Raw genomic sequence first — 23890 nt, 5'->3', positions numbered from 1 at the left:
GCCGATTCCCTCACCCCCCTGACAGCCGAAGCACACCGCCCGCCACGAGGTTCTGAAAAGCGATCGCCCTTGGCAGCGGCTTGCCATTCATCGTCGCGCGGCCGCCTGTGCCCGGCATGATCGTAAGCGTCTTCCCCTTTGGCAGGCTGATCGCGGCGCGCTTGACCAGTGGTTTGCCGAGCACGAACTCGCCGCTGGCGGGATTGACCGGATAGAAGCCAAGCGTCGCAAAGACGTACCAGGCACTCATCTGGCCGCAATCGTCGTTGCCGACGATGCCGTCGGGCGTGTCCTTATAGAAGCGCTCGGCGATCTCGCGGACCAGCTCGGGGCCGCGCTCGCGCCGGTCGGACCAGGCATAGAGCCAGGCGATGTGGTGGCTCGGCTCATTGCCATGGGCGTACTGACCGATCAGCGCTTCTTGGCCGAGGAATTTCGATTCCTTGCCCGGCAGCGAGAAAAAAGTGTCGAGCATCTTGGTGAAGGCAGTCCGCCCACCCATCGCCGCGACCAGCCCGTCGACGTCGTGCAGCGCGGGGGTCCAGCTATATTGCCAGGCATTGGCCTCGGTATAGTCGCCCGGGTTGTTGAGCGGCGACGTCGCGGTGAGCGGATCGAAGGGCGTGCGCCACGCCCCGGCGCTATCCTTGCCGCGCGCGAGTCTGGTTTGGGGGTCGATCAGCGTCCGGTAGCTTGCAGCGCGCCCGCCGAAGCGTCTCGCGACATTTGCATCGCCCAGCATTGCTGCCATGCTGGCGGTTGCAGCATCACCGATCCCGGCCTCGAGCGTGCGGGAAACGGCTTCGTTCGACAGCTTGTCGGTCGGATAATAGCCATACCGGTCGAAAAGGCTCCAGTCCGACTGGGCATGATCGCGAGTCGACGTCGCAACCATCGCGGCCAGCGCCTCGCGCCCGTCGAACCCGCGAAAACCCTTCGCCCAGGCATCGGTGATCACGGGAAGCGCCGGATCGCCGATCATCGTATTGGTCTCGCCGCCCCAGATCGGCCAGAGCGGCAAGGTGCCGGCGGCCTTTGCGTGATCGAGCAAGGTCAGCACGAAATCATCGACGCGCTCGGGGATCAGCAGCGTGTAGAGCGGGTGCGCGGCGCGGAACGTGTCCCACAGCGACAGCGTCGAATAATAATGCCGCCCCCGCGCCTTGGCGATCTGGCCAGTCGGCCCGCGATAGCGCCCGTCCGCGTCCGAAATGATGCTTGGCTGCAGGAACAGGTGATAGAGTGCGGTGTAGAAAATCCGCTTGGTGCGCGCATCGGCGTCGATGGTGACGCGCCCGAGCAGTGCCTCCCACTCGCGGTCGGCGGCACGGGCAACGGCATCGAAATCCCAGCCCGGCAGCTCGGCCATATTGGCGCGCGCGCCCGCGACGTCAGTAGTCGAGACGCCAATCTTCGCGTGGAGCTGCGTCCCCGATCCCAGATCGAAGCCGAGCAAATAGCGCGGCGCCTTGGTCGAGGGTAGCGTGCGGACCTCGGCGACCGGATGATCGAAGTCGAGCGCAAAGGCGATCGTCCGCTTGGTCCAGTTAGTCGCGGTGATGCTGCCCTCGGCGCCGGTCGGCGTCGTGCGCACCGACGCGGCATCGACCGGCTCTTTGGTCAGGAAGCGCAGCCGGTGCTGGCTATCGACCAGCACCCACACGCGCCCGCCGCGCGCGAATCGATAGCGGTGAAGTGCGACGCGCAGGCCGCAGGTAAGCTCGACCCGCGCGCCATTGTCGGTCAGCGTTGCCGCATAATAGCCGGGGCGGGCCACTTCGCTGGTCTTGTCATAGCGGCTCGACAGGTCGTCGCGCGGGTCGAGCACCGGCTGGAGCAGGATGTCGCCGAGCTCGGGGATGCCGGTGCCGCTCGCGCGCGTCTGCGAAAATCCCATGATCCGGGGCGCACGGTACTGATAGCCGCTGGTGAAGTCCCAGCCGCTGTCGGCATTGTCTGGGCCGGGCTGGACCATTCCGAACGGGCGGCTCGGCCCGGGGAAGCAATGGCCGGTGCCGTCGGTGCCGATGAAGGGATCGACATGGGCGGTCAGCTTCTCGGCACCGACCGCCGATAGCGCGGCGGTCGGGCGAGTCGCGAGCGTGCCGCCCGCGATGGCCGACAGGGCGAGCAGCCGGCGGCGATCGATCATTTGGCGCGTGTCCACACGGTTGCGGAATAGGCTGGCGCGGACAGTTTGATCCCCTCGGCACTCGCGCTCAAAGTGGCGGTGCCATAGCGTCGCGTGAACCCGCCGGGCAGCGCGGGGTTCGTCATCGATTGCGCCGTCCCGGCAAAATTGAACAGGATGAGCGCGCGGTCGCTATCCTTCGCGCGCTCGATCATGACCAGATCCTTCGACTGTGCAATCACACGCGATGCACCGCTCGCAAGCGCCGGAGAGCGCAGCCGCAATGCCGCCAGCGCGCGGTAGCTGTTGAGGAGCGAAGTACGGTCGCGGTCTTGCTGCGCAACCGAGACTTCGTCGCCAGCGGCATGGCAGTCGGGCGCATCATAAGCATCGGGGACCGCGCAATACCATTTGGCATCGCCCGAACCTCCTGCGCCATCGCCCCAGCGGACGGCCTTGCGACGGGGAATATCGGCCACATCGGCGTTCGACCCCGGATTTTCGAGCTTCTGGCCGGTCATGCCGAGTTCCTGACCGTAGTAGATGCTCGGCGTCCACCCGCTCAACATCATGATCGCCGCCCCAAGGCGCTGGATCGCGGGGGTAGTGCCGGGGCCGCTCGCAAAGCGATCGGTGTCATGGTTCTCGATGAAGACGAGCTGTTCGCGCTTGCCGGTGATGATCCGGTTGGCGCGCTCGATTGCGGCGGCAAAGGCGGTCGCGTCGAGCGTTTGCGCTGCGCGCCAGATCGGGAAGGCGAACACCATGTCGACCTTGCCTTGAGTGAAGAAGCTTTCGCCGTCGCCCCAATCGGCTTGTTCGGCGATCACCCGCAGCTTCGGATTGAGCGCGCGCAACTCACCCAGCATCGGCGCCCAGAATTCGCGCAGCAAATTGGTCAGCACCCCGCGGTTGTCGAGGTCGTCCATCATATGGTCGATGCGAAAGCCGTCTACACCGTCACGCGGTTCGCCATCCCCGTCCGGATCGACCCACGTCTTCAGATAACGCGTGAAATGCGCCCGCACCTTGGGTTCGGCGAGGTTGACCGTGAAAATCTGCTGCCGCTGATTGGGCCAGACCAGATAGTCAGTGCTCGCGCTCAGCGTCGGCACCGGCAGATGATTGGCCGCATCCTTGTAGAGCAGGAAGCCGTCGAAGCGGCTGCCGGGCTGGTCGTGCGACAGCCGGTACCAGTCGTGCTGGCCGGTCACATATTGGATCTCCTCGTCGAGGAAGATCTTCATGCCGCGCTTGTGCAGATCGCCGACCAGCGCGCGAAAGTCTGCCATTGTGCCGAATTCGCGGTCGATGCCGTCGAAATCATCGGCGAAATAATTGTGATAGAAAGGCGAGGGGTAAAGCGGCGTGAGCAAGAGCGTCGTCACGCCGAGGCTCTGCAGATAATCCAGCCGCGCGCGGATGCCGTTCAGGTCGCCGTTGCGGTCGCCGTCACTGTCGGCAAAGCTGCGCACGAAAATATGATAGAAGAGCTCGGGCGGCTTGGACGCTTCCCGCGCCAGCGCGCTTGCGGGAACCATGACAAGCAACGCCGCGGCGATCATGCGGATCAGCGATTTCATGCGGCGTTACCCTCCATCCGGACGCGCAGTTCGTCATAGCCCACCCAGCGGCGCAGCCCGGCGTAGCTTTCATATTGACGCACCTCGCGCACGATCGCGATCGCGCGGGTATGGCGGAAAAGCTGGCCGATCAGGCTGCGCAGAATCGCGCGCGCCTGTGCCGATCCCAAGCAATTGTGGATACCGCTGCCAAAGCCGAGATGCGGATTGGGTGTGCGGTCGAGCTTGACCTCTTCGGGGTCGGCGAACACGCGCTCGTCATAATTGGCCGATGCCCAGCACAGCGACACGCGTCCGCCGACGGGCACTTCTGCCGGACCGACCGTTGTCGGCGCCGGACAGACCCGCCCGATGTGTGTGAGCGGGCTGATCACACGGACGAATTCCTCGACCGCAAAGGCGGTCCGACCGGGGTTGGGGCCGATCGCGTCGAGCGCATCGCGGTCGGTCGCGAAATAGCCGATGATCCGGCTGATGCTGTTGATGATCGTATCGCGCCCGCCGGCGAAGGTGAGGTTGGCGATGCCCAGCATCTCGTCGTCGCTAAGCGGTCGGCCATCGACTTCCAGCCGGGTCAAGGCCGTGAAAAAATCATCGCCGCCTGAGCCGCGCGCCGCCGCCAGCGTGCGCCGGATGTAATCTTCGAGCACTGCGCCCTTGCTTGCCCCGTCCTGCCCGTCGTGGAAGACGTGGGTGCCCCAGCTGATCCATTCCTCCGCCGCCGCCTCGGGCATGCCAAGCAGATAGGTCAGCGCGCGTGACTGGATCGGCAGCGCGAAATCGCGGACAATGTCGATCTCGCCCGCGCCAACCGCCGCGCCGATCGCGCTGGCGATCAGCGTGTCGATCCGCGCGACATAATCGGGATGGACCGGCCGCATGAAGAACGGCTTCACCAGCGCGCGGAAGGCAGAGTGAACCGGCGGGTCGGCCTCGATCGGCAACTGGCGCACCGAGCGGACGCCTGCTTCGGAAGGGATGGGCACACGGAACGGCGCGTCGGAACTGAAGCGTTGCCAATCGCGCGCCGCTTCGCGCACCGCCCGGTGGCCCAGGATCATCGGGATCGCCTCGCCATCCATCGGTGCGACCAGCACGCCGTCGCTGCGACGGGCATCGGCAAAGGGATCAGGCGGCGCGCTTTCCGGCATTGGTCGAGGATGACATAGTCTGCGCTTGCTGTATCGCACCGCAATCGTGCGCCGAACGGTGAAAAACTATCGTATCCTTGTCCTATTTTCGTCCCGGTGTCTGGCCTTGCCCTTGCGCGCGATAGGCACGCGGCGCCACGCCATAGCGCGCGCGGAAGGCAGCGGTAAAATGGGCCGGCGTCGCAAAGCCTGATTCATAGGCGATGTCGGCAATCCGGGCGCCGCTGGTCAGCAACCGCCGCGCGGCGATGCGCAGCCGGTAACTGCGCAGATAATCCGCGAAATTGATGCCGAACACCACCTTGAACCGGCGCGAGAAATAGCTTTCGGACAAATGGCAGAGCGATGCCGCTTGCCCCAAGCTGAATGCTGCGGCCGGATCGCGCGCGATGGATTCGAGCGCAGGCCTGAGCCGGTCCAGCCGGGCGACCTTGGACGCGGCGATGAAGGGCGAGGTCGTTGCCCGGGCGGCGACCTCGATCAGCAGTAGGTTGACGATCATGCCGGTCGCAGCGCGGTGGTCGCCTTCGTCCGTCGCCAGTTCGGCCAACCATGCAAACAACGTAGCAATCCGCGGGCGCCAATCTTGATCGAACCGCACCGCCGCGCAGCGATCAGGGGGGACGATGCTCTGCTCGGTCGTTGCTGCGACCATCGATGGGTCGATATGCGTGACGATCCAGCGATGCGGGCCGGGATTGATTGCGAAATCATGCTGGCGCATCGATGGCACATAGACCAATGTCCCCGCACCAAGTGGGAAGATGCCATCCTCCGAAAGCAGTTCCCCTTCGACGTCATCGAACCAAACGAGTTCGGCGACGTCATGAAAATGCGGGAAGCGAGCGGGTGTCGGGTTATGATGGGGCCTGACCACGCGATCGATGCGAACCAGCCGGACCGGATCGACTTCCACTGGCTCGCAGATCGTCCCGACAGACAAGATGGTGCCTCTACATTCAACAAGGCCATCGTGACCGTTTAGCCGGATTTGTCAAAACCACTCATCGGCAATCGCAAATTCAAATCAATCGGCGGGAAGCAAACGCCGGGTGACAGCAGGTTGCTGTTTGAAAGCTTCGTTTTCCCACCATAGAAATTGCGTATGAACGGAGCCGTAGAGTCCGACCTTGGCCATCGTTGGGGGCAACCATGAAACTGCGCACATTCTTCCTTTGGCTGGCGATCGGAATCGGTGTCATCGGGTCGCTCCCGGCGCGCGCGCAATCGTCCGCAACCGGCCCGCGAATTGCTCTGGTTGTCGGCAACGCAAACTATGGCGCGTCGTTCGGGGCGCTGACCAACCCGGTCAACGACGCGAAGCTGATCGGCGATACGCTCCGGTCGCTGGGCTTCGATGTCGAAGTCGTCACTGACACCGACCAGCGCACGTTGAAGCAGGCCATCGTGCGGTTCGGCCAGCGGTTGGGGCGGGCAGGATCGCAGGCGACCGGGTTGTTCTATTACGCCGGGCACGGCGTGCAATCGCGCGGCAACAACTATCTGATCCCGGTCGGCGCCGCGATCGCCAAAGAGGCCGATCTCGACATCGACGGCGTCGATGCCAACGCCGTGCTGTCACAGATGCAGGAAGCCGGCATCGCCACCAGCATTGTCGTGCTCGACGCCTGCCGCAACATGCCGCTGGTGCGCAGCTTCCGCAGCGGCACACGCGGGCTGGCGCGAATGGAAGCGCCGAATGGCAGCTACATCGCCTATTCGACCCGACCGGGGCAGACGGCCGCCGACGGTAACGGCGTCAACAGCCCATTCGCCAAAGCGTTCGTCGATCAAGTGCAGCGCCCGGGCCAGTCGATCAACGAAGTGTTCGACAATGTCCGCTTGACCGTGTCCGAAGTGACGCAGGGGCAGCAGATTCCGGCGTCGGACTCGACGCTGCTGAGGGGGTTCGTGTTCAAGGCCGGTGGCGCGGCTGCGGTTGCACCAGCGCCGATGACCGCATCGACGATCGGGACCGCAACAACCGGGGGCAGCGAGGCAGACCGGCTGGTCGCCGAATGCGATCGCCTTGCCGGGGATCCCGGCGATCCGGGACTCCCAGTAGGAGCGAAGGGCATCCGGCTCGATTCTGAAATCCTGCCAGCGCTGGCGGTTCCGGCCTGCAAGGCTGCGGTGGCCGCTGCACCGGGCTCCATCCGCAGCAGTTTCAACCTGGGCCGGGCCCTGACTTCGGCTGCTGACTATGCCGAGGCCAAGCGGCTGTTCGAACAAGCCGCAGCAACCGGCTATTCGTCTGGGGAGAGTTATCTTGGCTACCTTTATTTTGAAGGGTGGGGCGTGGCGCAGGATTATGGACGGGCGCGCACGTTGTTCGAACAGGCCGCAACGCACGGCAACGGCGACGCGATGGCAATCCTGAGCCTCATCTATAGCAGCGGGCTGGGTGTTGCGCAGGATTATGCGCAGGCGCGGCTCTGGGCTGAACAGGGCGCTGCCAAAGGCAGCCCGACCGCGCTGAGCCTTCTTGGCGATCTCCATTTTGATGGAAAAGGCGCGCCCAGAGACCCGGACAAGGCCCGGGCCCTTTACGAACAGGCCGCAGCATTGGGCGATCCCCGAGGCATGGCGGGCGCAGGTGCGCTTTACTATTCCGGATTCGGTGTAGCCAAAAATTACACCTTGGCGCGTTCGTGGCTGGAAAAGGCAGCTGCCAAGAATCAGCCGACCGCCATTTATTTGCTCGGCACGATGTATGAAAACGGACTTGATGTTCCACAGGATTATGCCCGCGCTCGGCTTCTCTATGAGCAGGCGATCGCAAAGGGTGATCCATCGGCGATATCGCAGCTGGGCTGGCTGTATCTGAATGGCTTTGGCGTACCCAAGGACGTTGCAAAGGCAAAAGAATATTTCGAGCGTGCGGATGCCAAGGGCGTCCTGGCCGGCACCGCCAATCTTGGATGGCTTTACTACAATGGCTGGGGTGTTCCCAAGGATTATGTACGGGCGCGCCAATTGTTCGAACGCGCGGCAGCAGGGGGCGTTGCGTCGGCGATGAACAATCTCGGACTGATCTACCAGCTTGGTTATGGCGTGCCGAAGGACCGTGCAAAGGCGAGGGAATGGTATACAAAGGCTGCCAATCTTGGTCTGGAAATGGCGAAATCGAACCTCGCCAAGCTCGGTGCAAATTGATCGTGGGCCTATTTGAGCTTCACCCCGACATAGCGGCGATCGCCCCGACGTTGCACCGATAACAGCACGCTGCCGCGTCCGCTGTTCTTGGCGGTGGCGATCGCCTGATTGACGTCGGCCTCGGTCGTCACGGGCACATTGTTGATCGAAACGATCAGATCGCCGCGCTGCAGCCCCTTTTGCGCGGTATCGCTCGCCGGATCGACCTGCGAAATGACAATACCCTTCGCGGTCCCGAGGCCAAGCGAACTGGCGATCGCAGGCGTAAGCTGCACCCATGTCACGCCAAGGGCGTCAACCTTGCCGGAATAGCTGCCCGGTGCAGTCGGGCTCGCGCCGGTCCCGGCGGGCGGGGTGGCCGTCGTGGTTGCCGCCGCCGCAATCGCATCTTCGGTAGGACGCGTTGTCGTCGTCACCATAAGGGACAGTGGCCGCCCGTCGCGGAGAAGCTCTAGCCGCGCCTGTGATCCTGGCACTTTGCTCGCGATCATACTGGCGAGCGTTCGTTCGAACGTCACACTTTCGCCATCCACCTTAAGGACGACATCGCCTGGATTGACGCCTGCCTTGGCGGCGGGCTGGCCCGGGGCGACGCTTGCAATGATCTCACCCTGATCCTTGCCGAGGCCCAAGGCAGCCGCGATTTCTGCAGTCACCGGCTGAATGGCCACGCCGATATAGCCGCGCGGAACCGTTGTGACCGGTGGCACATTGGCGCCGACACCGGTCATCGCCGGAGGCTGCGCCGCGCCGACGGACGTGCCGCCGCTTGCGCGAAAGACGAAGCTGTCGAGCAGCGAACTGCTCGACCAGGGCACTTGCGTGCCGCCTGTCGCCTGCGCAACCGATCGGCGGATATTGGTGAACACCGCGTCGATCGACTGGCCAGGCTGCTGGATTTCGCGCACGAACGCGGCTGCAAACGGGCTGTTGTCGCTGGTGCCATCGACCGCCGTCTGGCCGGGCGCCGTCGAATAGGCGATGTAGCTGCCATTGGGCGCGTCCATCCGCGCCAGGCCGCGTGTGCCGCTGCGGAAGCTGCGCGCCAGCGGCATGTTGCGGCAGGCGTCCAGAATGACGATGCTCGTCGACACGCCGGCACTCTGCATCTGGCTGAGCACCGCGCCCGCATCGACCGCATCGAGATCGAGATCGGCCTCGTTGCTGAAGGCGGCGTTGACCGGGATCAGATAGTTGTTGCCGCGCGACTGCACGCCGTGCCCGGCATAATAGAACAGCCCGGTCGCCTGCGAGCCCGCACGCCCCAATCGCATGCCAAAGCGCGAGATCGCCTGTTTGAGCGAGCGCTGATCGACATTGACGACGAGGTCGACGTCGAACCCGGCCGCTCGCAGTGCTGCAGCAACCTTGGTGGCGTCGTTGACCGGATTGGCGAGCTTACCGAAGCTATCGCTATAGGCTGCATTGCCAACCACGAGCGCAACGCGCGGCTCGACACCCGTTTGCGCGCGTGCGGATGTCGAAAGCGTCATCGCCAACACCAGGCCCGACACCAACGCCACAATGATCCGCCAGAGCATGCAATAGCCCCCAAACTGATTCATCAGCCCCCATCTAGCGGAAGTGATCGCGTACGAATTGATATTTATTCGCGCCGCGTCAACCGGTTCAGAACAGCGCGCTGGTGAAGCCGGTGAAGGCGGCATTGGTATGTTCGACGCCCGCACTTCATATTGGCTACGGTGCGTCTCATGGGTCACGACAATGTATCTCGGAGCCGCGTAAATCCCTCCTGAATTCGGCCCTTTCGTGCGTCCTGCACATTGTCCGCAACGTGTTGGCCTGACATCACCGGGGAGGCAACGGCGCGGAGACGAAGGTTATCCGAAGGAGCGTCGTGGGATAGCGGCGCTTGGCGGGCGGCCAGTGGACAGATTGGCGGATGGTGCCGTATTCTCCCGTCATGAAATGACATAACCTGCGCGATCCCGGTTCGTCGATATCGCTCCCTCGAAGCGGCTCGGTATGTGATGGTTCCTGCTGTGTTGACACCCATGGATACGGCGTTGCCCATGAATTACCCGGGCTTCGCGTTTCGGGCGCTGCGCGATGACGGGATTTCATCAGCCGCCCTGCTTATGGGCACCGGGCTGATTGAGACCCTTCTGGTCGATCCAAGCCATCGCAGCGATTTCGGTCAGCTACGTCGCTCGCCTGCTGCAGGCCGGGTTGCAGTGAAGATCGGCCTGCTGTTCGCTGCGCTTGCTGTGTTGGCAGCCTGTGGGGAGGTGCCGCCGGACGCTGCGCCATCGGCGCGCGCCGCATGCAAGGGGCTGGTCGAGGCCGCAATGATTTGGGTGCCGGGCGGGCGCTTCACCATGGGCGCCGATCCGAAATATCCCGAAGAGGGGCCCGCGCGCGAGGTCGCCGTGAAGGGCTTCTGGATCAGCCGTACCGAAGTCACCAACGCCCAGTTCGCGCATTTCGTTGCCGCGACCGGCTATCGCACCGAGGCCGAGCGCGCGCCCCCCTTGCTGCCCGACGCGCCGCCGGAGATGCGCCTGCCGGGATCGGCCGTGTTCCGGGTCCCGACGCCGGACAATCGTAACTGGTGGCGGTGGGTGCCGGGGGCGAACTGGCGTCACCCATCGGGGCCGGACAGCGCCATCGACGGGCGCGCCACCGATCCAGTGGTGCAGATCACCTATAACGATGCCGCCGCCTATGCGCGCTGGGCCGGGCTGAGCCTGCCGAGCGAGGAACAGTGGGAATATGCCGCCCGCGCCGGCGCGGCGGCGCTGCCCGAGCCCAAGGATGCGGCGGGCGCGCCTGTCGCCAACTATTATCAGGGTGCCTTCCCCATGCGCGATACCGGCGTCGACGGCTTCACCACGCGCGCGCCGGTGGGCTGCTTCGCAGCGAACGCCTTCGGCTTGTACGACATGATCGGCAACGTCTGGGAATGGACGACTGCCACGCCGCGTCCTGACCGGCCAGTCAATGTGATCAAGGGCGGCTCCTTCCTCTGCGCCGCCAATTACTGCGCGCGCTACCGCCCCGCCGCTCGCCAGTTTCAGGAACGCGATCTGGGGACGGACCATATCGGCTTTCGGGTGGTCGACAATCGCCGCCCGGCGCCCAAAGCAACCGGAGCAACCCAGCCATGATCGACCTCTACACCGCGCCCACGCCCAACGGGCACAAGGCTTCATGCACGCTGGAAGAACTGGGCCTGCCCTATACCGTCCACCCGATCAATCTTGCGGCCGGCGAGCAGAAGACCGACACCTTCCTCGCGCTCAATCCCAATGGCCGGATCCCGGTGATTGTAGACCGCGACAATGGCGATCTCGCGGTGTTCGAATCCGGCGCGATCATGATCTATCTGACCGAGAAAACCGGCCGCCTGCTGCCGACCGAACCCAAGGCGCGCGCACGAGTGATGGCCTGGCTGATGTTCCAGATGAGCTGTGTCGGCCCGATGATGGGGCAGGCAAATGTGTTCTTCCGCTATTTCCCCGAAAAGATCCCCGCCGCGATTGAGCGTTATCAGAACGAATGCCGCCGCCTGTTCGAGGTCCTCGATCGGCGGTTAGCCGACAGCGAATGGCTGGGCGATGACTATTCGATCGCCGACATTGCCAATTGGTGCTGGGTGCGCACTTACAAATGGTCAGGCGTTTCGCGCGATGGGCTTGAAAACCTCGACCGCTGGCTCGAAGCGATGAAGGCGCGACCCGCGCTCCGCACCGGCGTGACCATTCCCGCCACCGGGGCAAGCCTCGTCAACGACGAAAAGGGCGCCGCCGACTTCGCCAAAAAGGCTCAAGAAATCGTCACACGCTGAGCGTGGAAAGCCGCCGACCGTCAACCGGCGTGCAAAGCAGCAATGGCGGGGCCAGCACGCGACCGCGCTTGCAGGGCTGACGCGGGGCAGTCGTCGCGGCATGGTTCTGCGCACCACGCTCTGCCTTTGCCATTCTGCCGGTGTTGACATTAACGGTTGCTAAACGGGCTTTCGCTTGGCACTCTTTGTCGATGCAGGGGTGCATTGCGATCTAAAGTTGCACGACACTGCGAGACGGCAGGAGAGGCCCAGTACCGAAAAGGGGGTCTCGGTTGACTGAGCTGTTATGGACGTGGGGGGTGCCGTTCGTGGCGCTGATCGTGGCGGGCCTCGTGGCCGGCTTTGCCGCGGGGATATTCGGTATCGGTGGCGGCTTCATTGTCGTGCCGGCGTTGCTGATCGTGCTGCCGCTGTTCGGCGGCGATCCGTCGCAGCTGGCGCATGTCGCGATCGGGACATCGGCCGCAACGATCATCATTACCTCGCTGCGATCGCTGCGATCGCATGCCAAGCGCGACGCGGTCGAATTTCCGATCCTGTGGAGCTGGGCGCCATGGCTGGTGCTGGGCGACGCGATCGGCGTATTGCTGGCGGGGCGCGTCGATGGCCATTTGCTCACGATGATCTTTGCGGTCGGCGTCGGGCTGATGTCGCTGTTGTTCCTGTTGCCGCGCCTCGCCGACCACAAGCTGAGCGATGACATGCCCGGCATGGCACCCCGCATGGCGATTGCAGGCGGACTGGGGACATTTTCGTCGCTGCTCGGCATCGGTGGCGGCACGATCGCGATTATGGTGATGACCTTGTGCGGTCGGTCGATCCACCGCGCGATTGCGACCGCGTCGGGCATCGGCGTGTTGATCGCGATCCCGAGCGCGATTGGCTTCGTGCTGATCGGCTTCGGTGAGCCGGGGCTGCCTTGGGGGTCGCTCGGCTATGTCAATTTGCCCGCGGCGGCGGTGATCACGTCGATGTCGATCCTGACCGCGCCGCTGGGCGTCGCGGTCGCGCACAGCATGCCAGCCGCGCCGCTGCGGCGCATTTTCGGCCTGTACCTGATTTTCATTTCAGTCGTGATGTTCAGAAATTCCCTCAAGATGTGACGGCAAGCCGGCGCCGGACCACCAGTCCAGGCCCAGATGATGGAGCAACTGCGATGACCGAACGAGTATTGGAAGCGACGACCACGGCCTTGCCGGAAGAAGCGAAGGACGATCTGCTGACGCGCGGCTATCAGCGCCGCGATCTTGCCCGATTGGCGGCGGTGTTCGGCATCGGCAGCCTGGCGGCCATGCGCGGCGCGCCGGCCTGGGCATCGGGCGGCGTGCCCGATCCGGCGCCGAGCGCCAAGACCCGGATTGGCGCCAATGAATGCTGGACCGGACCGCTGATGCCGGGCCAGCTCGCCGCGTCGAAGATGATCGCGCACAGCAACCGCTATTCGCCGCACGATGAGCGCAGCGATTTCATCAAGGCGGTGATGGCGGTCGAAGGCGTGCCGTTCGACCATGTCGCGCCCTGGCCGGGATCGAGCGATCCGCTGTCGCGCGCGGTGATCAGCTTTTGCTCGCCGACCAAGGGGCTGGTGACGGCCGATCCGACCTTCGAGCTTGCCGGGCGCACTGCCGAATGGCTCGGCGCCCCGGTGAAGCGCGTGCCGCTGACCCCTGATTTCCGGCACGACGTGAAGGCGATGCTGGCGGCCAATCCCAACGCCGGGCTCTATTACATCTGCACGCCCAACAATCCGACGGGGACGATCACGCCACTCGCCGACATCGAATGGCTGATCGCGAACAAGCCCGAAGGGTCGATGGTGCTGGTCGACGAAGCCTATATTCACTTTGCCGGGGCGCCCGTCGCGTCGTCGCTCGCGGTCAAGCACAAGGATGTCGTGGTGCTGCGCACTTTCTCGAAGATATTCGGGATGGCGGGCATGCGCATGGGCTTCGTGATGACCAACCCCGCCAACATCGCCAAGATGATGCGCTATGACGGCGGCATGCAATCGGGTGCGCTGCCGCTGCCGTCGCTGGCCTGCGCGACCGCGAGCCTGACCGCCAAGTCCCTGATCGCCGCGCGCAAGGCGGAGATGGAAAGCGCGCGCGGGATGACGCTTGATCACCTCAAGGCGCGCGGGCTGAAGGTCGTACCGACGGCAGCGAACATGATCATGATCGACTGGAAGGCCAAGCCCGCCAAGGAAATGCAGGCCGCGTTTCGCACGCAAAGCGTTGAGATCGGGCGGTCGTGGCCGATCTGGCCGACGGTGTCGCGCGTCACGGTCGGATCGACTGCCGACATGAAGGCATTCTGCACCGCGCTCGACAAGGTCTGGACGGCCTGATCACGCCCTGACGATGCCCCGCTTGCGTGGGGCGCGTCGAACGAAAAAAGGGGGCGCCGCCAGCATAGTGGCGGCGCCCCTTCGTTTTTGCTTATGTTCAGAACTTGGCCGAACCCCGCACGTACCAGAAGCCGCCAAGCTGGCCGATCGGTGCAAAGTCCGAATAGACCGAGCCATTGGCCTGACCGCCGGTTCCCGGAAACACGTTGCGCGTTTCACGTTCGGGGAATGTGCCGAACAGATTCTCGGCACCCACCGCCAGCCGGAACCGCTTCTGGAAAGTGACCCCAACTTCCAGATCAACGCTCACCTGCGCGCCGAACGTCTTGGGCCAGGGGTTGGGATAAAGCGCCTGCGCCGCCGCCACGGTCGGCACATTGGGCGTAACCCCGAAGCCCGAGGTGATCGGATCGAAGAAGGTCGTATACTCGCCGAAATAGTTCAGGCGGGCGGTTGCGTCGAAGATGCCGCTGGTGAAATTCTCAGACAGCACCGCGCGCCATTTCGGCACCGACTGCTCGATCGTGCCCTTGCGGACATCATCGACCGGCGACAGCGTGATCACTCGGCCCGACCCCACCGCGCCGGTGATTGTCCGGCGATTGGTCACGACCGTCTCGTTATAGTTGACGGCAAGGCTCGTGTTGAAGCTGCCGATGCCGGTGCTGGCGCGATGCGTCAGCACCAGATCGACACCTGTCGTGCGGGTGTCGAAAGCATTGGTGAAGTATCGGATTGCGCCGAGCTCGCCTGCTCCCGGGACGCCGCGTGCAATCAAATCGGCGCGGTCGGCTGACGGATCGATATTGCCGGTGATGCCAATGCGGTCGCGCACCGAGATCTGATAGAAGTCGATGGTCGCGGTAAAGCCGCCGCCCGGAGTCAACACTGCCCCGGCGGAGAAGCTGAACGACTTTTCGGGTGTCAGCGGCTGCGCGAGATAATAACGCCCGAGCACACTATCGGGGCGCACCGTCTGGATGCCGAGCGGAACCACCGAGCCGAAGGGGAAGCCCGTCGTCAGGTTCTGCGTAAATTGCTGCCCCGGCGTGGGCGCGCGGAACCCGGTGGAAGTGGCACCGCGCAGCGCAATGATGTCGTTGATCTCCCAGCGAGCGCTGATCTTGCCGTTGAAGGTGCTGCCGAAGTCGTTGAAGTAATCGTAGCGAGCAGCAACGCCGATATCGAGATTCTTGGTGATCTGGGTATCGACGTCAAGATAGACCGACACGCTGTTGCGCCCCCCTTCGACGACCGAATCAGGGCCGAAACCCTGAAAACCGTTCGAACCCGGCAGCGAGGTGGCAACGACGGGCGTCCCATTGGCGTTGAAACGCTGGACCACGACGGCGCCCGGCGTGCCGGCTGGTACCACCACGCCGTTCAGGCGATATTCGGCCAGGAATTGCGAGGCATAGGGGCCGACCTCATACGAAGGCCGGTCACCGAGGCCGACTTCATAGGCTTCGCGGCGGAACTCGAAGCCCCAGGCAATGAACACCGGCTTGGCCAGCCCGATGTCGCCTTCGGTGTTGAAATCGGCGTTGAAGTTGACTTCGCGCTGGACGAGCTTGCCCATGTAAAAGCTGGTCGGTGTCGTCGGCCCAAGCGATGCGTTGATCGTGTTGGTCATCGTATAGCGAATCTGGTTGGTACCGATCGCGCCCGAGATGTCGTAATTCACACCCCATTTGGCGCCTTTCAATCCGGCGACGAGGCTGAAATCCTCGTTGGTGGCCATGAAGAAGGGGATGAAGCCATTGCTGAAGCCCGGCAACTGGGTGTTGACGTTGTACTGGCGGCCATTCGAATCCCATAGCGGCGTCCCATTCGGCAGAAAGCCGATGCGATCGAGGAACACCGGATTGACTGAACGCCCGAGCGTTGCCGTGCCCGGTCGACCATCGATCGGCTGCGTGGTCGTGACGGTGATCGGGCGACGATAGTTGAAATCATTGCCCTGCTTTTGCCAGCCGTAATTGCCGAACAGATAGAAGTTGGTGTCGCCCAGCGGAATTTCCGCGTTGTACACGGCGCGATAGGCGCGGTTTTCTGGCCCGCCGAGGCGGTTGCCGGTCGGGTAGGGGGGCGTAATACCGGCTGCGCGCAGCGGCGCGATTTCGGGACGTTCGACCGATCGATCCCAAACTTGCTGGTCGATGAACTCGCCTGTGATGTTGAAGAAGCCGCCATCATTGCCGAGCTTGGTCGCCCAAAAGGCGGTCAACTGCGTGTCTCCGCCGTCGCCGCGATAGGACTGGCCATAGCGCGCCGTGAATTCGAGCCCTTCTGAGTCCTTGCGCAGCCCGATGTTGATCACGCCGGCAATGGCGTCCGAGCCATATTGAGCCGCTGCACCGTCGCGCAGCACTTCGATCCGGCCAACGGCGGGCGCAGAGATTTGCGACAGATCGGCCCCTTGCGATCCTGCGTTCAGGCCACCGGCGGCAACGCCGACCAGCGCGGTGCGATGCACGCGCTTGCCGTTGAGGAGGACGAGGATCTGGTCCGCGGCAAGCCCGCGCAGGGTCGGTGGGCGCACGAACGCCGATGCATCGCCGAGCAAGTTGCGCTGCTGGTTGAATGACGGGACGAGCGTCTTGAGAATCGTCTGAAGCTGTGGCGACGGCTGCGCCTTGAAATCACTGGGCGTAAACACATCGACCGGGACCGGGCTTTCGAGCACAGTACGGTCTGTCCGCCGGGTGCCGGTGACGATGACTTCGCTGTCCTTTGCCTGCGCGTCGTCTTCAGGCTTGACCTGGGCTGGTGCGGCGACGGGCTCGGCCGGATTTTCCGTTGCAAAAGCGGGCGTGGCGAACAGGCTGCCCGCCGCGAGCGCAATGAGCGATACCATAGTGGACTTCATGATGACCCCCTTGTTGATAAAGAGCGCCGTCAGTCATCCTCCCCACTTTGTGGGCCGATCAGAACAGAGATACCGTTGCCACCTGCGTTGTTATTTGCGCATCGCGACAAACGGTACGCTCACCCCTCCTAAATCGATTGTGATTTTGTCAGTGACGGTGAAGCCGCGCGCCGCGTAGAACGGGACGCCCGGCAACGTCGCCAGCAGTTCGAATGTGTGAAAGCCTTGCATTCGCGCGGCGAGTTCGCTTGCGGCAAGCAATGCCGAGGCGATGCCGCCTCGCGCGGCCTCGGGATCGACAAAGAAGGCGCGAATTCGGGCGGCTTCGGTTGCGGGATCGAGCAGGCGCGGGCTGCGCATTGCCACCTGGTCGCCGCCGAACAGGGTTTCGCGCTTGCTCCACCCGCCACAACCGACGATCGCGCGATCGCTTGCCATGACGAAATAGCTCTGATCGGCAATCAACTGGCGATCGACGCCAAATACGTGGTCGATCGCCGCCTTGCGCTGGTCTGCTGTGTAGAAACTCCGGCTGAGGATTTCCGCCGAGCGTGCGATCAGGTTTGCGATCGCGGGAATGTCGTCCGTCGTTGCGAAGCGTAGGGCAGGGGCATTGGCAGTCGCGCCAGCGAGATCGTCAGGATGTGGCGCGACCAAGGACATCACGCGGGCAGGCTCGCTGCGATCATTGAATTGCAGGCCCCTTGCAATTTTTCAAAGTCATCGCCCCCGAAGACCGAAAATATTAATCTATGCCCCTTGCAGGACCAATCGTAACATTCAGCCATGATTCGCGCTGCGCCGCAACAGCTTTGTTGCGCTGCGACAGAAATTGTATCGAAAACGCAACAATGGCGCTTAGGCGCCGCGCGCCCGTTCAGCGCGCGTTCTTGTCGGCCCGGCGCACCCCGAACAGCACTTCGCGCTCAAGGTGCGCGCGAAGGCCTTCGTAATAAGCGGTCAGGAACGCGCGGGGATCGTCGAGGCGGCCGGTCCAGCCGATCCGTCCCTCGATCGCGCGCGCGACGGTCCACCACGCCTGCTCATTGCCGTCGCGCAGCACCTGTTCGAGCCGCTGCAACTCGGCAATGCCATAAGCGTCGAACTGCGTGTCGGTGAAGCGGAAGCGCGCCGTCTCGGGCGGGGCGGCCGCGACCAGATCGTCGAGCAGGCGGCGGCGCGGGGCGTAGATGACTGCGGTGCCCGCGAGCAGATCGCCGATCCGTAGCCGGTCGCGATTGAACAGCGGGAAGAAAGTGAACAGCAGCGCCCAGCCGAGCCCGAACAGGCTGGTCAACGCGTCGGCAGTGCCACTCGCGGCGCGGCTCGCAAGCAAGGTGAGCGGCAGGAACACCTCGATCTCGCGCATCAGATTGCGGGCGATGATCTGGTCGATCGACAAGCCGCTGCCGTCGCGGCTGATGACACGCAGATTGTTGAGCCTTTTGCCGGGTGTGGCGGCGCGACGACCGCCTTCGAACAGAATGAAGTAGAAGTTGCGCATCAGGAAGAAGAACAGCAGCCAGCCGATCAGGATCGGCTCCCCGCCGCTGGTGGCATAGGCCAATGCGCCAAACGCAAGCGCGATCGTCACGATGATCATCGTCACCAGCATGATCATCGCGTCGACGACGAAAGCGGCGGCGCGCGCGGAGGCTTCGGCGAGGACAATGCCGAGATCGACGCCTTCGGGCGTTACCAGCGATCGGCGCATGTCGCGCAGGCGGCGGTCAGCGCGGGCCATGCGTCATCCTGGGCAAGACATAGAAATAGCCGAGCCACAGCAGCAGCATCGCGCCCCCGATCGAATAACGCGCGGCATCGAGGGTGATGCGCTGGCGGCCGATTCCTTCGAGCAGCCCGGCAATGAACAGCATCACCATGACACCCAGCATCGCCGTTGCCGAAACACGTCCGGCGCGGGCGGCGGCGGCGAGCCGCGTCTGTGCGCCGGGAAAGGCCACGCGCGTGCCGATGCGCATGCCCGCCGCGCCTGCGATCGTGATCGCGAACAGCTCGGTCGTGCCGTGGATCGACAGCCAGCCGACCAGTTCGAACCCGAGCCCCTTGGCGACATAGATTTGCAGGAAGGCACCGAGCAGGCAGCCGTTGAGCAGGACCAGCAGCGAGGTCGGGATCGCGAGCGCGAACCCGAGCGCAAAGGCCATCAGCGAGACTTGCGTGTTATGCACGAACAGCATCACCGCAAAGCCCGACAGATAGCCGCCCTCGCCGCCGCCATAAAGCACGGCCCGCAGCGCCTCCGCGCTGGCGCCCGGACCGCGTCCACCGGCGAGCTGCCCCGGCACCATTGCCTCGAACCAGGCCGGATTGGCAGCGACAAGGCGATAGCCCGCGACCGCGCCGATGATCATCAGCGCAAACGACACCCAGGTCTCGCGCCACAGATCGAGCACCGCGCGGGGCCAGTCGGCCACGAAGAAGCGGACGGTGCGCTTGCCGATGCCTTCCTTGACGCCGTAAATGAACAGATAGCCGCGCAGCGTGAGCGCTTCGAGATAGGCGATCAGTCCGGCGTCGAGCGAAATCGCGCGGGCGACCGACAGCGACGACAGCGTCGACCGGTAAAGCGTTGGCAGCAGCAGCAATTCCTCTTCGCTCAGCGCGCGCGGCGACCGGCGCTCGGCGCGATCGAGCAGCGCCTGAAACTCCAGCCAGCCGGCCTCGCGCTCGGCGCGGAAGCTCGATACGCTTTGATATTCGGGCGCGCTTGCCATGGTCAGAGCCTGTCCATCCGCTTGATCGCCAGATAGCGCGCGATCAGAGCCGCGCCGATCGCCTGATGATCGGTTTCGATCACATCGGCACCGAGCAGCTTCAGCCGGCCGATCACGAGATCGCGGTCGCGCAGCATCGCGCCTGCCGTCACGGCGCGGGCGACGTCATCCAGCGTCTCGGGCACGGCATCGGCCAGATTTTCGAGTTCGGCATCGCGCATCAGCATGAACAGCACCACATGACGCTCGGTCAGGCGGCCCGTCATGCGCAGCATCAGTTCGGCGCTGACGGGATCGACGAAATCGGTGAAGATGACGATCAGCGACCGGCGGTTGAGCTTCCCCGCCAGCGTGGTCAGCGCGAGCGTGAAATTGGTTTCCTCGGTCGAATAGTCGATTTCGGCGGCCAGCCGCTGCAAATGGAGGAAGCGATCGGTGCCGCGCGTTGCGCCACTGCTGATCCGGGGACGCGAATCAAAGCTGAACAGGCTGACGAGATCGCCCCCGCGCAATGCGACGAAGCTCATCAGCAACGCCGCCGTCACCGCGCGGTCGATGCGCGGCATCCCGTCCAGCGGCTCGCACATCAGCCGCCCGCTGTCGATCGCGAGGACGATATTGTTGTTCTGCTCGACCTCGAAATCCTTGGCGAGCAGCTGGCCGTGGCGGGCGCTGCGTTTCCAGTCGATGAAGCGGCGCTCCATGCCCGGCTGATAATCCTTGAGCGAATCGAACTCGCGCCCGCGCCCGCCGCGCTTGCGCGCCAGATCGCCTGTCAGCGCGTCGCTCTGGAGCAGCGCGATAGCTTGGTCGCGGACGCTGTCGACATCGGGCATCACGGCAATGCCGTGGCCGACCGGCACGACCATCTGCTTCCAAGCAAGGCCGAAAGGCCCGTGCCAGCGCAGCCATAGCCGGTCGACCGCCGCAATTCCGCGGCGTCGCGCACGGAAGGAAAGCGTTGCGCTGGTATCGGGCAGGGCGATCGTCGCGGTGTCGCGCGTCACCGCCTCGAGGCGGTCGTCATGGCCGAGCCGCAGCTCGATGGTGCGCGCCGCGGGCTGCTGCTGCGTCACGGCGATGCGGATATCGACCGAGCTGCCGATCGCGACCCGGCCCGATGAGTGCAGCTGCGCGCTGATCGCACGGCGCGGAGCGGCGGCAGCGATATCGATCAGCGTGAAGCCCAGGACGGCGCAGGGCCAGGCAAGGCCCAGATACCAGAGCGGCGGCAGCGTCAGCGCGATCAGGAACGCCGGCAGGATACCTGCCGCCGCCAGCCAGACCGCGCGTCCGCTGGGATAGGTCAACGCGGCGCCTCCGTCGTGTCGACCATCTCGGCGACGATCTGCTCGACCTGCCGCCCGTCAATCTGCGCGGCCGGCGACAGCAGCACGCGGTGGCGCAGCGCCGGGACGGCGAGCAGCTTCACATCGTCGGGAACGACATAATCGCGCCCGTCGAGCGCCGCGCGCGCCCGGGCGGCACGCGCGAGCATCGCCCCGGCGCGCGGCGAGGCACCGACTTCAAGCTGGGTATTGACGCGGGTCGCGCGGATCAGCGCTGCGACATAATCAACGACTTCGTCGACCAGCCGGACCATGTCGATCACTGCCTTGGCCGCGGCAAGCGTGGTGGCATCGGTCTGCGCGGCGATCGGGAAATGGGCGAAGGCATCGCCCCCGGCGGCGCCGTGCCGCGCGATGATCGCGCGTTCTTGCGCCTCGTCGGGATAGCCGACGCGGTGCTTGAACAGGAAGCGATCGAGCTGTGCTTCGGGGAGGGGATAGACGCCCTGATGCTCGATCGGATTCTGCGTCGCGACCACCATGAAATTGGCGCTGAGCGGGTGGGTGGTGCCGTCGAAAGTGACCGCGCGTTCCTGCATCGCTTCCAGCAGCGCGGCCTGGGTCTTGGGCGGGGTGCGATTGATTTCGTCAGCGAGCAGCAGGTCGCAGAACACTGGCCCCTTGGTGAGCGTGAATTCGCCGGTGCGGAAATTGAAGATCGTGCCGCCGACGACATCGCCGGGCATCAGATCGGGCGTGAACTGGATGCGCCCGTAATCGACACCCAGCGCGGCGGCGAAACAGCGCGCGGTCAGCGTTTTTGCGGTCCCCGGCGGCCCTTCGAGCAGGATGTGGCCACCCGCGAACAGCGCGGTCAGCATCAGGTCGATCGTGTCGTCCTGCCCGGTAATCGCCTTGGCGATCTCGCCACGAATGGCAGCGCCCAGCGCCTTAACGTCATCAACTGTCACGCTTCATCCCCTGTATCCATGCGTTGAGCGCGCGGGTGCGCGCGTGCATTTGCGCTTCGTCGGTGGTTGCGGCGGTCGCTGTCGCAAGCTCGCTGAATTGCGGCGCCGCCGACGGACCGCGCGCGTCGAGCCACGCATCGAGCGCGTCGCCCGCAAGCCCCGCCGGTGCCCCCAGCAGCTTGGCCGCGCGGGTGCGCATCAGTGCAGCATAGCGACCGCCGAGCGTGCCGAGCCGACCCGCGCGCCGGAACAGCCGCGCAGTGGTGTCGGCGAGCGCATATTTGCCGAACGCGATCGCGCGCGCTTCGGTGCGCGGCGGGCCGAAGCGCGCCAGCCCGTGCGCAAGCGCCAGCCCGCCGGCCGCGATCAACGCCAGTGTGAGTGCCAGAAACGGCGGCTCGACCAGCAGCTTCTGCAGGCTGAGGCCATTGCCTGCGCGCAGCAGCGTGAGGTCGAACATCACCGCATCATCATTGCGCTGCAGCCGCTGGATCAGGCGGAGCGCCGCGGCTGCGCGCGCACGGTCGGCGAGGCCGAGATTGTTCAGGAAATCGGGATCGGTCAGAATCCAGTGCGGCTGGCCGCGCATCTTGGCGACAATCGCATGGCCTGCCGCATCGCGCACCTCGGCGGGATCGGGATCGGCAATCCATTGCAACTCTTCGGGTGCGCGGACCCGCAGATCCTCGATCTCGACCGGGCCGACCTTGCCGGTTCCCCATTGGATATGGCTGTCGGCCACTTGGCGGAGCACCTTGTCGATCGCGCGCTCGTTCAAATGCGCAAGCCGCTGATCCCAGCCGGGATGATCGGGGCGCGGCACTACCAGCCATTTGGGCAGTACGAACAAGGTGGCTTTCGTGTCGCGCCGCTCGATCAGCGCGGCAAGCGCCTCGGGCGGCGTTTCCGGGCGCAGCGGCACGATCAGCAGGCGGTCGTCGTCAAGGTCATCGTTGCTGCGCGCCATCAGCGGCGGCTTGCCGGTCAGCGACAGCAGCTTGGCAAGGCCGGCATAGCCCACGCCGCTTTTCGACAGCGGCGTTGCCCCGCCGTCGCCGGCGAGGCGGAAGTCCGGCGCATAGGTTGACAGCAGGAAGAACGCCGCCGCCGCCATAACGCTCGCCAGCGCTGCCCACAACATCGTGCGGGGATTGAAGGCATCGCTGTTGCTCACGCCCGGGCCTGTTCCGCCGACCAGGTGCCGCGCAGGGCGAAATCGGCATAGGCATCGCGCGCGCGCCGCCAGCCCTCGATCCCGACCGGGACACGCGCGAACAGCGCCGATTCGACGACGACCGCGATCGTTGCAAACGCCGTTCGCGCGCGATCGGGCAGGGTCGGCGAGGCGGCGATGTCGCGCGCCGTGAGCGAGGGGCGGACGAAGTCGGGCAGCCGATCCCCGATGTCCTCGACGCTGCGGCGCAGGATCAGGTGCACCGCGCCGTCATAGTCGCCGCTTGCCGCCAGCGCTTCGGCCTCGGCGAGCAGGATCCGCGCGACCGCTTCATCGGGTGCGAGCGCGGCTTCGGCGCTGTCCTCGATTGCGGTGCGCTGCCACGGCCATCGCCAAGCCATCCCGGTCGCCTCGCGAATGATCAGGAACAGGATGAACAGCGCCCCCAATCCGACGACCGTCCAGAACACATAAGCAATATACGGCCCGATCGCATCGAGTGCCGCGATCAGCGGCCGCAGCCACGGCGGCGGCGGCGGTTGCTGATAGGGCGCCAAATTGAACTGGATCGACGAATCGGTCAGCAGGCGCGCGTGCGCCGAGGCGATTTCGGGGGCGATCGCGGCCTGGCCGGTTCCCGGATCAACCGCTGCTTGCGACGCCGTCACACACC

18 protein-coding genes are annotated in these 23890 nt (G+C 64.6%); 5 read left to right on the top strand and 13 right to left on the bottom strand.

Annotation, left to right across the window (positions count from 1 at the left end):
* Window positions 1-10: 10 nt before the first annotated feature.
* The 4 genes from AX672_RS10010 to AX672_RS09995 form a co-directional block, all read right to left on the bottom strand.
* The gene (locus tag AX672_RS10010) at window positions 11-2152 is read right to left on the bottom strand and encodes a GH92 family glycosyl hydrolase (protein WP_066651000.1); all 2142 of its coding nucleotides are present in this window, start codon (window positions 2150-2152) and stop codon (window positions 11-13) included.
* Entirely contained in the window at window positions 2149-3714 is a 1566-nt protein-coding gene (locus tag AX672_RS10005) for an alpha-amylase family glycosyl hydrolase (RefSeq protein ID WP_066650999.1), read from the bottom strand. Before AX672_RS10005 ends, AX672_RS10010 begins: the two co-directional genes overlap by 4 nt.
* On the bottom strand, window positions 3711-4865 hold the full coding sequence (locus AX672_RS10000; protein ID WP_066650998.1) for a cytochrome P450: 1155 nt from the start codon (window positions 4863-4865) through the stop codon (window positions 3711-3713). Before AX672_RS10000 ends, AX672_RS10005 begins: the two co-directional genes overlap by 4 nt.
* 82 nt (window positions 4866-4947) lie before the next feature.
* A complete protein-coding gene (locus AX672_RS09995) occupies window positions 4948-5808 on the bottom strand; it encodes a helix-turn-helix domain-containing protein (protein WP_168727423.1) in 861 nt (286 codons plus the stop codon).
* 209 nt (window positions 5809-6017) lie between these two features.
* On the opposite strand from AX672_RS09995, the gene AX672_RS09985 reads away from it, so the two are divergent.
* Window positions 6018-8021 carry a caspase family protein gene (locus AX672_RS09985; RefSeq protein WP_066650995.1) on the top strand — a complete coding sequence of 668 codons (2004 nt, stop codon included), beginning with the start codon at window positions 6018-6020 and terminating at the stop codon, window positions 8019-8021.
* 8 nt (window positions 8022-8029) lie between these two features.
* Here the strand turns inward: AX672_RS09985 and AX672_RS09980 are convergent, their stop codons facing one another.
* Window positions 8030-9586: a caspase family protein gene (locus AX672_RS09980; RefSeq protein WP_066650994.1), complete on the bottom strand. Its 1557-nt coding sequence runs from the start codon at window positions 9584-9586 to the stop codon at window positions 8030-8032.
* Between the two features lie 468 nt (window positions 9587-10054).
* Here AX672_RS09980 and AX672_RS09975 point away from each other — a divergent pair, with 468 nt between their 5' ends.
* From AX672_RS09975 to AX672_RS09960, 4 genes are all read left to right on the top strand, one after another.
* Complete coding sequence (locus AX672_RS09975) at window positions 10055-11149, top strand: formylglycine-generating enzyme family protein (RefSeq protein WP_331711193.1); 1095 nt, start codon at window positions 10055-10057, stop codon at window positions 11147-11149.
* A complete protein-coding gene (locus AX672_RS09970) occupies window positions 11146-11829 on the top strand; it encodes a glutathione S-transferase family protein (RefSeq protein ID WP_066650993.1) in 684 nt (227 codons plus the stop codon). The genes AX672_RS09975 and AX672_RS09970 overlap by 4 nt, the downstream gene beginning before the upstream one ends.
* Before the next feature lie 272 nt (window positions 11830-12101).
* On the top strand, window positions 12102-12932 hold the full coding sequence (locus AX672_RS09965; protein ID WP_066650992.1) for a sulfite exporter TauE/SafE family protein: 831 nt from the start codon (window positions 12102-12104) through the stop codon (window positions 12930-12932).
* Between the two features lie 53 nt (window positions 12933-12985).
* Window positions 12986-14176 (top strand): pyridoxal phosphate-dependent aminotransferase, encoded by a 1191-nt coding sequence (locus AX672_RS09960; protein WP_066650991.1) that lies wholly within the window; start codon window positions 12986-12988, stop codon window positions 14174-14176.
* A 97-nt stretch (window positions 14177-14273) separates the two neighbouring features.
* On the opposite strand, the gene AX672_RS09955 is transcribed toward AX672_RS09960, so the two are convergent.
* The 8 genes from AX672_RS09955 to AX672_RS09920 all read right to left on the bottom strand — a co-directional run bounded on the left by AX672_RS09955 (window position 14274) and on the right by AX672_RS09920 (window position 23885).
* Window positions 14274-17045 carry a TonB-dependent receptor plug domain-containing protein gene (locus AX672_RS09955; RefSeq protein WP_066650990.1) on the bottom strand — a complete coding sequence of 924 codons (2772 nt, stop codon included), beginning with the start codon at window positions 17043-17045 and terminating at the stop codon, window positions 14274-14276.
* 90 nt (window positions 17046-17135) lie between these two features.
* A complete protein-coding gene (locus AX672_RS09950; protein ID WP_066650989.1) occupies window positions 17136-17708 on the bottom strand; it encodes a GNAT family N-acetyltransferase in 573 nt (190 codons plus the stop codon).
* Window positions 17709-17922: 214 nt separating this feature from the next.
* The gene (locus tag AX672_RS09945; RefSeq protein WP_066650988.1) at window positions 17923-18789 is read right to left on the bottom strand and encodes an RDD family protein; all 867 of its coding nucleotides are present in this window, start codon (window positions 18787-18789) and stop codon (window positions 17923-17925) included.
* Entirely contained in the window at window positions 18776-19783 is a 1008-nt protein-coding gene (locus tag AX672_RS09940; protein ID WP_066650987.1) for a stage II sporulation protein M, read from the bottom strand. Before AX672_RS09940 ends, AX672_RS09945 begins: the two co-directional genes overlap by 14 nt.
* Before the next feature lie 2 nt (window positions 19784-19785).
* Window positions 19786-21093, bottom strand: a complete 1308-nt coding sequence (locus AX672_RS09935) for a DUF58 domain-containing protein (protein ID WP_066650986.1) — start codon at window positions 21091-21093, stop codon at window positions 19786-19788.
* On the bottom strand, window positions 21090-22043 hold the full coding sequence (locus tag AX672_RS09930; RefSeq protein WP_066650985.1) for an AAA family ATPase: 954 nt from the start codon (window positions 22041-22043) through the stop codon (window positions 21090-21092). Before AX672_RS09930 ends, AX672_RS09935 begins: the two co-directional genes overlap by 4 nt.
* On the bottom strand, window positions 22033-23217 hold the full coding sequence (locus AX672_RS09925) for a hypothetical protein (protein WP_066650984.1): 1185 nt from the start codon (window positions 23215-23217) through the stop codon (window positions 22033-22035). Before AX672_RS09925 ends, AX672_RS09930 begins: the two co-directional genes overlap by 11 nt.
* Entirely contained in the window at window positions 23214-23885 is a 672-nt protein-coding gene (locus AX672_RS09920; protein ID WP_066650983.1) for a hypothetical protein, read from the bottom strand. Before AX672_RS09920 ends, AX672_RS09925 begins: the two co-directional genes overlap by 4 nt.
* Window positions 23886-23890 lie beyond the last annotated feature (5 nt).

Source organism: Sphingomonas sp. CCH10-B3 (assembly GCF_001556185.1).
Lineage (GTDB): Bacteria > Pseudomonadota > Alphaproteobacteria > Sphingomonadales > Sphingomonadaceae > Sphingomonas > Sphingomonas aquatica.
This window is presented reverse-complemented; position numbering and strand designations above follow the sequence as displayed.

Excerpts from the sequence above, each read along its gene's own strand:
- AX672_RS10010 (WP_066651000.1), bottom strand. The coding sequence starts at position 2,152 with ATGATCGATCGCCGCCGGCTGCTCGCCCTGTCGGCCATCGCGGGCGGC.
- AX672_RS10005 (WP_066650999.1), bottom strand. The coding sequence starts at position 3,714 with ATGAAATCGCTGATCCGCATGATCGCCGCGGCGTTGCTTGTCATGGTT.
- AX672_RS10000 (WP_066650998.1), bottom strand. The coding sequence starts at position 4,865 with ATGCCGGAAAGCGCGCCGCCTGATCCCTTTGCCGATGCCCGTCGCAGC.
- AX672_RS09985 (WP_066650995.1), top strand. The coding sequence starts at position 6,018 with ATGAAACTGCGCACATTCTTCCTTTGGCTGGCGATCGGAATCGGTGTC.
- AX672_RS09980 (WP_066650994.1), bottom strand. The coding sequence starts at position 9,586 with ATGAATCAGTTTGGGGGCTATTGCATGCTCTGGCGGATCATTGTGGCG.
- AX672_RS09975 (WP_331711193.1), top strand. The coding sequence starts at position 10,055 with ATGAATTACCCGGGCTTCGCGTTTCGGGCGCTGCGCGATGACGGGATT.
- AX672_RS09970 (WP_066650993.1), top strand. The coding sequence starts at position 11,146 with ATGATCGACCTCTACACCGCGCCCACGCCCAACGGGCACAAGGCTTCA.
- AX672_RS09960 (WP_066650991.1), top strand. The coding sequence starts at position 12,986 with ATGACCGAACGAGTATTGGAAGCGACGACCACGGCCTTGCCGGAAGAA.
- AX672_RS09955 (WP_066650990.1), bottom strand. The coding sequence starts at position 17,045 with ATGAAGTCCACTATGGTATCGCTCATTGCGCTCGCGGCGGGCAGCCTG.
- AX672_RS09950 (WP_066650989.1), bottom strand. The coding sequence starts at position 17,708 with ATGTCCTTGGTCGCGCCACATCCTGACGATCTCGCTGGCGCGACTGCC.
- AX672_RS09945 (WP_066650988.1), bottom strand. The coding sequence starts at position 18,789 with ATGGCCCGCGCTGACCGCCGCCTGCGCGACATGCGCCGATCGCTGGTA.
- AX672_RS09940 (WP_066650987.1), bottom strand. The coding sequence starts at position 19,783 with ATGGCAAGCGCGCCCGAATATCAAAGCGTATCGAGCTTCCGCGCCGAG.